This is a genomic window from Stenotrophomonas capsici, from assembly GCF_034961085.1.
Classification (GTDB): domain Bacteria; phylum Pseudomonadota; class Gammaproteobacteria; order Xanthomonadales; family Xanthomonadaceae; genus Stenotrophomonas; species Stenotrophomonas capsici.
In genome coordinates, this window is sequence record NZ_JAYFUH010000032.1 from 1 (window position 1) to 11,337 (window position 11,337).

11 protein-coding genes are annotated in these 11,337 nt (G+C 68.1%); all 11 read left to right on the forward strand.

The window, feature by feature from the left end; genetic code table 11:
* The coding region (locus VA603_RS00450) for a glycosyltransferase (RefSeq protein ID WP_323437609.1) at positions 1-484 on the forward strand (484 nt) is incomplete at its 5' end.
* Positions 485-486: 2 nt separating this feature from the next.
* Entirely contained in the window at positions 487-822 is a 336-nt protein-coding gene (locus VA603_RS00455) for a lipid-A-disaccharide synthase N-terminal domain-containing protein (protein ID WP_425603631.1), read from the forward strand.
* Between the two features lie 106 nt (positions 823-928).
* The gene (locus VA603_RS00460) at positions 929-2,713 is read left to right on the forward strand and encodes a DUF885 domain-containing protein (protein ID WP_323437610.1); all 1,785 of its coding nucleotides are present in this window, start codon (positions 929-931) and stop codon (positions 2,711-2,713) included.
* Between the two features lie 215 nt (positions 2,714-2,928).
* Positions 2,929-3,312, forward strand: coding sequence for a hypothetical protein (locus VA603_RS00465; protein ID WP_313253672.1), 384 nt, complete (start codon positions 2,929-2,931; stop codon positions 3,310-3,312).
* Between the two features lie 55 nt (positions 3,313-3,367).
* A complete protein-coding gene (locus tag VA603_RS00470; protein ID WP_323437611.1) occupies positions 3,368-4,648 on the forward strand; it encodes a TolC family protein in 1,281 nt (426 codons plus the stop codon).
* Positions 4,645-5,619: an efflux RND transporter periplasmic adaptor subunit gene (locus VA603_RS00475; RefSeq protein WP_323437612.1), complete on the forward strand. Its 975-nt coding sequence runs from the start codon at positions 4,645-4,647 to the stop codon at positions 5,617-5,619. The genes VA603_RS00470 and VA603_RS00475 overlap by 4 nt, the downstream gene beginning before the upstream one ends.
* A gap of 32 nt (positions 5,620-5,651) precedes the next feature.
* Complete coding sequence (locus VA603_RS00480; protein WP_323437613.1) at positions 5,652-8,816, forward strand: efflux RND transporter permease subunit; 3,165 nt, start codon at positions 5,652-5,654, stop codon at positions 8,814-8,816.
* Positions 8,817-9,102: 286 nt separating this feature from the next.
* Complete coding sequence (locus VA603_RS00485) at positions 9,103-9,735, forward strand: cation efflux transmembrane domain-containing protein (protein ID WP_323437614.1); 633 nt, start codon at positions 9,103-9,105, stop codon at positions 9,733-9,735.
* 58 nt (positions 9,736-9,793) lie between these two features.
* Positions 9,794-10,480 carry a hypothetical protein gene (locus VA603_RS00490; RefSeq protein ID WP_323437615.1) on the forward strand — a complete coding sequence of 229 codons (687 nt, stop codon included), beginning with the start codon at positions 9,794-9,796 and terminating at the stop codon, positions 10,478-10,480.
* A 212-nt stretch (positions 10,481-10,692) separates the two neighbouring features.
* Positions 10,693-10,929 carry a 50S ribosomal protein L28 gene (rpmB, locus tag VA603_RS00495; protein WP_132863867.1) on the forward strand — a complete coding sequence of 79 codons (237 nt, stop codon included), beginning with the start codon at positions 10,693-10,695 and terminating at the stop codon, positions 10,927-10,929.
* A gap of 10 nt (positions 10,930-10,939) precedes the next feature.
* Positions 10,940-11,107, forward strand: a complete 168-nt coding sequence (gene rpmG / locus VA603_RS00500) for a 50S ribosomal protein L33 (protein WP_172675037.1) — start codon at positions 10,940-10,942, stop codon at positions 11,105-11,107.
* Positions 11,108-11,337 lie beyond the last annotated feature (230 nt).

Genomic DNA, 11,337 nt, shown 5'->3' on the forward strand with positions numbered 1-11,337 from the left:
CGGGGTCAAGGCCGCGCGCGCGCCGTGGATCGCCACCCTCGACGGCGACGGCCAGAACGACCCGGCCGACATCCCCAGGCTGCTGGCCGCGCGCGATACCGCCGAGGGCGGGGTCAAGCTGTTCGCCGGCTGGCGGGTCAACCGCCAGGACAGTGGCTCCAAGCGCTGGGCCAGCAAGTGGGCCAATGCCATCCGCGCGCGCATGCTGCGCGACGACACCCCCGACACCGGCTGCGGCATCAAGCTGTTCGACCGCGATGCCTTCCTCGACCTGCCGTACTTCGACCACATGCACCGCTACCTGCCGGCGCTGATGCAGCGCGCCGGCTGGAAGACCGTGAGCGTGCCGGTCAGCCACCGCCATCGCACCGCGGGCGTGTCCAAGTACAACAACTTCGGCCGTGCCATGGTCGGCATCCGTGACCTGCGCGGCGTGGCATGGCTGATCACCCGCTCCAAACGCACGGCGGTGGAGGAGCTCTGAGCATGGATTTCATGAACCAGCCGCTGGTCTGGCTGGAGTGGACCGGCGTGCACATGTCGCCGTGGAAGCTCATCGGCCTGACCGGCGCGTTGATGTTCGGCGGACGCTGGCTGGTGCAGTTCGTCGCCTCGCGGCGCGCCGGCAAGCCGGTGATCCCGCGCCTGTTCTGGTACATGAGCGTGCTGGGCAGCCTGATGACGCTGAGCTACTTCGTGTTCTCGGCCAAGCAGGACGCGGTCGGCGTCATCCAGAACCTGTTCCCGGCCTTCACCGCGCTGTACAGCCTGCGCCTGGACATCAAGCACCGCGGCTGGAAACGGGACAAGGCAGGGCACTGACGGCGGCGCGATTCCGGCGCTTTTGCCGCCTGAATCGGTCTAGGTCGGGCAGCGGCTTCAATGCGATGATCCGGGGTGAACTGTCTTCATCCGGGGAATCCTGATCGTGAAATCACCGTTGACCGCCGCCCTCCTGCTTGCCCTCGGCCTGAGCGCCGTGCCTGCCCTTGCCGCCCAGCCTGCCGCGCCGTCCACGCTGGCGACGCAGGCGGCCGATGCCCGGTTCCAGGCGATCTACGAGAAGGAATGGGCCTGGCGGCAGACCGGCGGCGGCGAGGCCAGCGAGGACGGTGACGCCCCGGCCGACGCCACCACCCTGCCCGATGTCGGCGCGCAGGCCCAGCAGGCCCGGCTCAAGGTGTGGGACGAGGTGCTCAAGCAGCTGGAGGGCATCGACCCGGCCACGCTCTCGGCCGAAAACCAGGTCAACTACGCCATCTATAGGTACCAGGTGGAGAACCTGGCCGACGAAGTGCGCCACGGCACCTATGAGATGCCGTTCAACTCGGACTCCTCGTTCTGGTCGAACCTGAGCTTCATGGCCCGGCGCGAGATGAAGACCGCCGCCGAGTACCGCGCCTACATCGCGCGCCTGAACGACGTGCCGCGCTACTTCGACCAGCAGATGGTCAACATGCGCGCCGGCCTGGCGCGCGGCTTCAGCGTGCCGCGCGCGGTGCTTGAAGGCCGCGACGTATCGATCTCGACCGTGGCCGGGCTGAAGGACCCGACCCAGTCGCCACTGTACGAACCGTTGCAGAAGATGCCGTCCAGCATCCCCGCCGCCGAGCAGGCCAGCCTGCAGGCCGATGCCCGGCAGGCCATCAGCGGCAGCGTGGTACCGGCGTTCGGCAAGCTGTTGACCTTCTTCCGCGAAGAGTACGTGCCGCAGTCGCGCACCACCCTTGCCGCCGAGAAGATGCCCGGCGGCAAGGAGTTCTACCGCCAGCAGATCCGCGAATACACCACGCTGGACATGAGCCCGCAGGAGATCCATGCGCAGGGCCTGGCCGAGGTGAAGCGCATCCAGGGCGAGATGAACGCCATCATCGACAAGGTCGGCTTCACCGGCAAAAGCCCGGACACCCGCTTCGCCGATTTCCTCCAGTTCCTGCGCACCGACCCGCAGTTCTACGCCAAGACCCCGGACGAACTGCTGTGGCGCGCGGCGTGGATCTCCAAGCGCGTGGACGGCGTGATCGGCCGCTACATGACGCTGCCGCGCGCGCGCTTCACCATCGTGCCGGTGCCGCCGGACATCGCCCCGTTCTGGACCGCCGGCCGCGGCGGCATGGGCACCTACTGGCTCAACACCTACAACCTGCCGGCACGCCCGCTGTACAACCTGCCGGCGTTGACCCTGCATGAGTCCGACCCGGGCCACGCGCTGCAGGGTGCATTGGCTGCCGAGCAGACCGACCTGCCGGAGTTCCGCCGCAACAACTACATCTCCGCCTACGGCGAGGGCTGGGGCCTGTACACCGAGAAGCTCGGCGTGGAGATGGGCATCTACCAGACCCCGTACGAGGACTTCGGTCGCCTGACCTACGAGATGTGGCGTGCCTGCCGGCTGGTGATCGACACCGGCGTGCATCACTACGGCTGGACCCGCGAGCATGCCATCGCCTACCTGCGTGACCACACCGCGCTGAGCGAGCACGAGGTGACCACCGAGGTCGACCGCTACATCTCCTGGCCGGCGCAGGCATTGAGCTACAAGCTGGGCGAGATCACCATCGTGCGCCTGCGTGCCGAGGCCGAGCAGGCGCTGGGCAGCCGCTTCGACGTCAAGGGCTTCCACGACACCATCCTGCGCCTGGGTTCGGTGCCGCTGCCGGTGCTGGAGCAGCAGGTGCGTGCCTATATTGAGCAACGCAAGAACGCCAAGTAAGGCCGAAGCAAAGGCGCCCTCATCCGGCGCTGCGCGCCACCTTCTCCCGCACGCGGGAGAAGGGTTGGGGTACTGCAATTGCAGGTATTGCTTCAGTTCGCGGCCAACCCGTCCCTTCTCCCGAAAGCCGGAGAAGGTGGCGCGTAGCGCCGGATGAGGGCCGCTTTTGACCCCTGCGATTGTGTAACGGCCCCCACCACCGGTAGGCTGCGCCGATGCTGCAGTCCCTGCGCCACCGCCGCCTGTTCCTGCTGCGCCTGCTGATGCTGGCGCTGGTGGGTTTTGGCGTGTTCGGTACCTCGCTGGCCTCGGCATTGACCGACATCCACATGCTGTCGCATGCCGATATCGGCGCCGACGTGCATGAACACGACGACGCGGCGCTGGCCAAGGCGCCCGATGCCGAGGATGCCGCCAACGCGCTGCTGCATGCCCTGGTGCACTGCGTGGACTGCCACGGCCATGGCGGCGTGCTGCCGACCCTCGCGCCGGCGTGGTCGCTGTCGTTCCCGCCGGTGCAGTCCGCACCGCTGGCGCAGGTGCCGCAGTGCGCCTCGCAGCCGGCCGAGAGCCTGTTCCGTCCCCCGATAGCCGCCTGACGTCCCGGCTCATTGGCCGGCTCCCACGTCTGCAACTGCTATCTGGAGATTCCCCATGTGGATGCGCCTGGCGGCGATAGCCGCCTTTGCGCTGGTGCCGCGCGTGTACGCGCAGGCACCGGCGTCTGCTGTTCCGTTGAGCCTGGACGCGGCCATTGCCCGCGTCGCCGTTGACCACCCCGACCTGCAATTGGTCGATGCACAACGTCCCGTGCTGGAAGCACGCCGGGACGCCGCTTCGCTGCGCCCGCCGCTGCAGTTCGGCGCCGATGTCGAGAACCTGCTCGGCAGCGGCGACAACCGCGGCCTGAAGGGGCTGGAAACCACCGTCAGCCTGTCCGGCGTGCTGGAGCGCGGCGGCAAGCTCGACGCGCGCCGCCTGCTGGCGCAGTCCAACCTCGACGCTCTGGCCCCGCAGCGTGCCACCGCGCGGCTGGACCTGCTGGCAGAAACCGCCCGTCGCTACCTCGACGTGGCGCGCGCGCAGTCCGCGCTGGACATCGCCCTGACCGACATCGAGCAGCGCCGTCGTGCGGTGAATGCCGCGCGCGTGCGGCTGCAGGCCGGTGCATCACCGGAATCGGTGCTGTTCACCGCGCAGGCGATGCTGGCGCAGGCCGAGCTGGACCGCGACCGCGCCACCCAGGAGGCCGCCTCGGCGCGCCTGGCCCTGGCCGCCTTGTGGGGCGCACGCCAGGCGGGTTTCGCGTCGGTCAGTGGCAATGCCCTGCGCCTGCCGGCGGCACGTGACTTCGACGTGTTGGCCGACGAACTGCAGCGTGCACCGGAGCTGGCCGAGTTGCTGGGCGAGGAGCGCGTCCGCGATGCCCAGCTGCAGCTGGCACGTACTGCCGCGCGCCCGGACTGGAACTGGCAGGTCGGGGTGCGCAACAGCCGCGCCGACAGCGCCACGTCGCTGGTCGGGGGTTTCAGCATCCCGCTCGGCAGCGCACGCCGCGCCGCGCCGGAAATCCGCGAAGCCGAGGCCAACCTCGCGCTGCTGCCCTATGAGCGCAAGGCGCGCCTGCAACAGCTGTACGCCACGCTGGCCGAAGCACATGGCCGCTATGCCGGTGCACGGCTGGAGGTGGAACGCCTGCAGCGCGACGTGCTGCCGCAGCTGCAGAAGGCCGAACGTGCCGCCGAACAGGCCTGGCGTGCCGGCGCGGCCAGCTACATGGAATGGGCGCAGTTGCAGGCCATGCGCATCGAGGCGCGCCAGCGCCAGCTCGATTCGGCCATCGCCGCACAGACTGCCCTGATTGAAATCCAGCGTCTCACCGGCCAGTCGATGCTCGCCGATGACGCCACCGTTGCCCTGGAGAACGCACGATGAGCCGCACCCCGTTGATTTCCACCGCCGCACTGGTGCTGCTGGCGCTGTCGTTGAGTGCCTGCGGCGGCAAGCCCGAGGCAGCGGTGTCCGCCACCGCGCAAGAGGCCGGCCACGACGAAGCCGGCCACGCCCATGAGGAAGGCGAGGAAGAAGCCGAACGCACCACCATCAAGGCGGCGATGGCACAGCAGGCCGGCATCGTCAGCGCGCCGGCACAATCCGGCACCATCGCCGACGAGCATGAGGTGCAGGGCCTGCTCACGCCAGTCGACGGCCGCGTGGCGCAGGTGATGGCGCGCTTCCCTGGCCCGATCCGCGCGCTGCGGGCCAACGTGGGTGACCGCGTCAGCGCCGGCCAGGCGCTGGCCAGCATCGACAGCAACCTGAGCCTGACCACCTACGGCGTCAGTGCGCCGATCAGCGGCGTGGTGCTGTCGCGGCAGGCGCAGGTCGGCGCGGTGGCGGGCGAGGGCACGCCGCTGTTCGAGATCGGCGACCTGTCCGAGTTGTGGGTGGACCTGCACATCTTCGGTGCCGACACCCAGCACATCACCGCCGGCGTGCCGGTCACCGTCACCCGCATGACCGATGGCGTCAGCCAGGCCACCACGCTCGAACGCGTGCTGCCGGGTACCGCCACCGCCAGCCAGAGCACGGTGGCACGCGCGGTCGTGCGCAACGAGGATGGCTTGTGGCGCCCGGGCGCGGCGGTGAAGGCGCGCATCGTGGTGGCGATGCAGCCGGCCGCCGTCGTGGTGCCGCTGTCGGCGCTGCAGAGCATGGATGGGCACGATGTGGTGTTCGTGCGCGAGGGCGAGACCTACACCGCGCGCGAGGTGACGCTTGGCGCGCGGGATGCCGCCAAGGTCGAGGTCAAGGACGGCTTGCGCGCCGGCGAGCAGGTCGTGGTCGAGCAGAGTTACGTGGTCAAGGCCGATATCGGCAAGGCGGGGGCGTCGCATGAACATTGATTGCCGCCAACGCATCCACGGAGGGCCGCGCCATGCTTGAGCGCATCATTCGCGCCGCCATCGCGCACCGCTGGTTGATGATGGTGCTGACGCTGGCCCTGATCGCCATCGGCATCTGGAGCTTCACCCGCCTGCCGATCGACGCCACGCCCGACATCACCAACGTCCAGGTGCAGATCAACACCGCAGCCGAAGGCTACTCACCGCTGGAGGCCGAACAGCGCATCACCTATCCGGTGGAAACGGTGATGGCCGGCCTGCCGAAACTCGAGCAGGTGCGTTCACTGTCGCGTTACGGCCTGTCGCAGGTGACGGTGGTGTTCAAGGACGGCACCGACCTGTACTTCGCCCGCCAGCAGGTGGCCGAACGCCTGCAGCAGGTGAAATCACAGCTGCCTGAAGGGCTGGATCCGCAGCTGGGGCCGATTGCCACCGGCCTGGGCGAGATCTTCATGTACACCATCGACGCCGATCCCGAGGCGCGCAAGCCGGACGGCACCGCGTACACCGCCACCGACCTGCGCACGCTGCAGGACTGGGTGGTTCGCCCACAGCTGCGCAATGTGCCGGGCGTCACCGAGGTCAACACCATCGGTGGTTACCAGCGGCAGATCCACATCACTCCGGACCCGGCCAAGCTGCGCGCGTTGGGCTTCACCCTCGACGACGTCGCCGAAGCGGTGGAGGGCAACAACCAGAACGTCGGCGCCGGCTACATCGAGCGCAACGGCCAGCAGTTCCTGGTGCGCGTGCCCGGGCAGGTGAGCGGCGTGGAGGAGATCGGCAACATCGTGCTGGCCCGCCGCGAAGGCGTGCCGATCCACGTGCACGACGTGGCCGAGGTCGCCGAGGGCCCGGAGCTGCGCAGCGGCGCGGCCACCCAGAACGGCCACGAGGTGGTGATGGGCACCGTGGTGATGCTGGTCGGGGCCAACAGCCGCGAGGTGGCGCAGGCCGCCGCCGCCAAGCTGGAACAGGCACAACGCAGCCTGCCCGAAGGCGTCACCGTCACCGCCAGCTATGACCGCACCGCGCTGGTGGACCGCACCATCCAGACCGTGGCCAAGAACCTGCTGGAAGGCGCGCTGTTGGTGATCGTGGTGCTGTTCCTGCTGCTCGGCAACTTCCGCGCGGCGCTGATCACCGCGGCGGTGATCCCGCTGTCGATGCTGTTCACCCTGACCGGCATGGCGCGCGGCGGCGTGTCGGCCAACCTGATGAGCCTGGGGGCGCTGGACTTCGGCCTGATCGTCGACGGCGCGGTGATCATCATCGAGAACTGCCTGCGTCGTTTCGGCGAACGCGCGCATGCCCTGGGCCGGGCGATGACGCTGGAGGAACGCTTCGCCGAGACCGCCAGCGCCACCGCCGAGGTGATCCGCCCCAGCCTGTTCGGCCTGGGCATCATCACCGCGGTGTACCTGCCGATCTTCGCGCTCACCGGCGTGGAGGGGAAAATGTTCCACCCGATGGCGATCACCGTGGTGCTGGCCCTGACCGGCGCGATGCTGCTGGCCCTGACCTTCGTGCCCGCCGCGATCGCGTTGTTCCTGGGTGGGCGCGTGGAGGAGAAGGAGAACCGCCTGATGGCCTGGCTGCGGCGCCGTTACGAGCCGTTGCTGGACGCGGTGCTGCGGCGCGGGCGCTGGATCGTCGGTGGTGCGGCGTTGCTGGTGGTGCTGTGCGGCCTGCTGGCCACCCGGTTGGGCAGCGAGTTCGTGCCCAACCTGGACGAAGGTGACGTGGCGATGCATGCCATGCGCATTCCCGGCACCAGCCTGACCCAGTCGGTGAACATGCAGAAGCAGGTGGAAATGCGCCTGCTGCAGTTCGCCGAGGTGGACAAGGTGTTCTCCAAGATCGGTACGCCGGAAGTGGCCTCCGACCCGATGCCGCCGTCGGTGGCCGATACCTTCATCATGATGAAGCCTCGCAAGCAGTGGCCGGACCCACGCAAGCCGCGCGTGCAGCTGTTGGCCGAACTCGAGGCGGCGGTGGAGGAACTGCCGGGCAACAACTATGAGTTCACCCAGCCGATCCAGATGCGCATGAACGAGTTGATCTCCGGCGTGCGTGCCGATGTGGCGGTGATGCTGTTCGGTGATGACATGCAGACGCTGGCGCAGGTGGGCCAACGCATTGCCGAGGTCGCGGCGAAGGTGCCGGGTGCGGCCGACGTGCGGCTGGAGGAAACCAGTGGCCTGCCATTGCTCACCGTCACCCCCGACCGCAGTGCGTTGGCCGGTTACGGCCTCAACCCGGGCCAGCTGCAGGCCACCGTGTCCACTGCGGTGGGCGGGCGCGTGGCCGGGCAGTTGTTCGAGGGCGACCGCCGCTTCGACATCGTCGTGCGCCTGCCCGAGGCGCTGCGCCAGGACCCGGCCGCGCTGGCCGACCTGCCGGTTTCGCTGGAGCCGGCGTTGGCGCAGAACAGCGCCGACGAGTCCAGCCGTGGCGGTGGTTGGCGCAGTGGCGATGCACGCACCGTGCCGCTGCGTGAGCTGGCGCGCATCGAGAGCAGCGAAGGGCCGAACCAGATCAACCGCGACAACGGCAAGCGCCGCATCGTGGTCACCGCCAACGTACGCGACCGCGACCTGGGCAGTTTCGTCGCCGACCTGCAGGCGGCGGTGGATGCGCAGGTGAAGGTGCCGGCCGGCTACTGGGTGGAGTACGGGGGCAGCTTCGAACAGCTGATCTCGGCCAGCCAGCGCCTGGCGGTGGTGGTACCGGTGACGCTGGTGCTGATCTTCGCGCTGCTGTTCTGGGCTTTCGGCTCAGGCAAGGACGCAGCCATCGTGTTCAGCGGCGTGCCGTTGGCACTGACCGGTGGCGTGCTGGCCCTGGCGCTGCGCGGCATTCCTTTGTCGATCTCGGCCGGCATCGGCTTCATCGCCCTGTCCGGCGTGGCGGTCCTCAACGGGCTGGTGATGATCAGCTTCGTGCGCCACCTGCGCGAACAGGGCCGTCCGCTGGACGTGGCGGTGCGCGAAGGCGCGCTGGGCCGCCTGCGTCCGGTGCTGATGACCGCGCTGGTTGCCTCGCTGGGCTTCGTGCCGATGGCATTCAACGTCGGCGCCGGCTCGGAAGTGCAGCGCCCGCTGGCCACGGTGGTGATCGGTGGCATCGTCTCCTCGACGCTGCTGACCCTGCTGTTGCTGCCGGTGCTGTACCGCTGGCTGCATCGCAAGGACTGAGTGCTCGCGGGCATGCTTTGAGCCCCTCTCCCGCTAGCGGGGTAAGAGGGGCCGCTTGCGAACCACCGGTTCGCGGCCCGTCGAACGTCCTTGCACCAGCGCAGGGGCCGGGGCGTGGAGCGGGGGTTGGGGTGAGGGGCGCTCCTGGCTCGCAATGCACTGGGAGCACGGAACATTCCGGATGCGCAGCGCTTACCAAGCGCCACGGAGCCCAAAGGACCTACAACCTCCTGCAAACGATCCGCTCCAGCGCGACAATAGCCGCGACGAAAACCTTGAGCCCCCCATGAGCGAGTGTTGCGGCTGCGGCAAAACCCTGGAAGTCGAACGCATGCACGCCCGCCAACGGCGGGTGCTGGTGCAGGTGCTGGTCATCAACCTGCTGACGTTCGTGATGATGATGGGCGCGGCCTGGCACAGCGGCTCGGCCTCATTGCTGTCCGGCAGCCTGGACAATCTCGGCGACGCGCTGACCTATGCGCTGAGCCTGGCGGTGGTCGGTGCCAGCCTCGCCGCCAAGGCGCGCGTGGCCCTGCTCAAGGCGGTGTTCATCCTGTGCGCGGCCATCGCGGTGGCCGTGGGCATCGGCTGGAAGCTGGCCCATCCGCACCTGCCGCTGTTTGAAAGCATGGGCATCGCCGCGCTGCTGAATCTGGTCGCCAACCTGCTGTGCCTGCGCCTGCTGTGGCCGTACCGGCAGGGCGACATCAACCTGGCCTCGGCCTGGGCGTGTTCGCTGAATGATGTGTACGAAGGCAGTGCCGTGATCCTGGCCGCGCTGGCGGTGTGGGCGTTCGGTGCCGGTTGGCCGGACCTGCTGATCGCCGTGGCCTTGCTGCTGCTGTTCCTGCGCTCGGCCTGGAAGGTGGCGCGGGCAGCGTGGCGTGAGCTGCGTGGTGCGCAGGCACGTGCGGCCTGACTTGATGTGCGTGCGCCGGGCTGGCTAGCGTCGGGCGGTACATCCAGGGAGCGGGTCCATGCGTATGCACCATCTTGCCGTGCCGGTTCTGTTGTGGCTGTGTGGCCCGGCCGCCGCGCAGGACAGCCCCATCTACATCGAGTTCCTGTGGTCCAGGACACCGGCTGACGCGATTGCCCGCCAGCAGACGCGGCAGTTCGTCATGACGGGCGATCACGAGCACCAGATCTGCGTGGCCGCCAATGCCACGACCGACGATGTCGGCGGCCTGCAGCTGGAGCTGCGCGATGCCGACGGCAAGCGGGTGTCCCTGCACCGCTATGACGACTACCGCGGTGCCAAACGGTGCTACCGGGCCGACCTGGGCATCGGTGGCAGGCCGGGAGACTGGACGGCGCATGTCCTCCTCGGTGACGGCGGCACCAACACCGCGACGATCCGTGTCGATCCAAGCCTGGAGGACTCGCCGTTGTTCCAGGAGCGTGGCATTCCCTACGTCGCCGGCCGCCCGAACTACGATGCCTCGATCCCGCCGGAACAATGGTCGGGCCGGCTGGTCTGGGCGATGGACGTCGACCCGCAAGGCAAGGTCACCCATGTGGAGGTGGAAGTGGCCGAGGGCGTGGGTGAACGCCTGCGTGACCGCGCCATCGCCGCCGGCTACCTGAACCTGTTCCCGCCGGACCCGGGCCGGGCCGGCACGCCGCTGCGCTGGCGCCGGACGCTGGACTTCGCCCCCCAATAGGCCCCGCTGCGGCCGGTGATTTGCACTTGGGGCCTTGGCGCGGCATAATTACCGGCTCGCTGTGTCCGGAAACCTCCGGATTGGTGGTCGGGAACGTGTCATTCGCCCACCCTTGTCAGCGTAACCCTTTGATTCCCATGACACGTGGCGGGCAACCGCCGGGGCCGCCGTCTTCCTGGCTAAGGAAGTCACCAACATTACCGAGGTGCGCAATGTCCCGCGTATGCCAAGTTTCCGGCAAGCGAGTGCAGACGGGTAACAACGTCTCGCACGCCAACAACAAGACCCGTCGTCGTTTCCAGCCGAACCTGCACGAGCGTCGTTTCTGGGTCGCCAGCGAGAACCGCTGGGTCAAGCTTCGTGTTTCCGCGCATGCACTGCGCACCATCGACAAGAACGGCATCGATTCCGTTCTGGCTGAGCTGCGTGCCCGCGGCGAAAAGGTCTGAGGAGTAAACGATCATGGCAGGTAAGCGCGATAAGGTCCGTATGATTTCCTCGGCCGGCACTGGCCACTTCTACACGACCGACAAGAACAAGAAGAACACCCCGGGGAAGATGGAATTCCTGAAGTACGATCCGGTGGTGCGCAAGCACGTGATGTACAAGGAAGGCAAGATCAAGTAATCCGCCCGGATTGCCTGGTCTACCGTTCCACCCAGGACCCGCCGCAAGGCGGGTTCTGTGTTTCAGGCGTGTGAAAGCCCGCCAGCGCATCGCCCATGAACACATGCCGGCAGGGCATCAGGCAGGGGGATGGCATCGCCTACAATCGGGCGGATGAGCGTTCTTGATACCCCCGGGCCGTGTGATGTGGCCATCATCGGCGGCGGTGCCGCCGGCGTCCTTACCGCCAT

Coding starts and splice junctions, on each gene's coding strand:
- rpmB (WP_132863867.1), top strand. CDS start 10,693: ATGTCCCGCGTATGCCAAGTTTCCGGCAAGCGAGTGCAGACGGGTAAC.
- VA603_RS00455 (WP_425603631.1), top strand. CDS start 487: ATGGATTTCATGAACCAGCCGCTGGTCTGGCTGGAGTGGACCGGCGTG.
- VA603_RS00480 (WP_323437613.1), top strand. CDS start 5,652: ATGCTTGAGCGCATCATTCGCGCCGCCATCGCGCACCGCTGGTTGATG.
- VA603_RS00485 (WP_323437614.1), top strand. CDS start 9,103: ATGAGCGAGTGTTGCGGCTGCGGCAAAACCCTGGAAGTCGAACGCATG.
- VA603_RS00490 (WP_323437615.1), top strand. CDS start 9,794: ATGCGTATGCACCATCTTGCCGTGCCGGTTCTGTTGTGGCTGTGTGGC.
- VA603_RS00465 (WP_313253672.1), top strand. CDS start 2,929: ATGCTGCAGTCCCTGCGCCACCGCCGCCTGTTCCTGCTGCGCCTGCTG.
- VA603_RS00475 (WP_323437612.1), top strand. CDS start 4,645: ATGAGCCGCACCCCGTTGATTTCCACCGCCGCACTGGTGCTGCTGGCG.
- VA603_RS00470 (WP_323437611.1), top strand. CDS start 3,368: ATGTGGATGCGCCTGGCGGCGATAGCCGCCTTTGCGCTGGTGCCGCGC.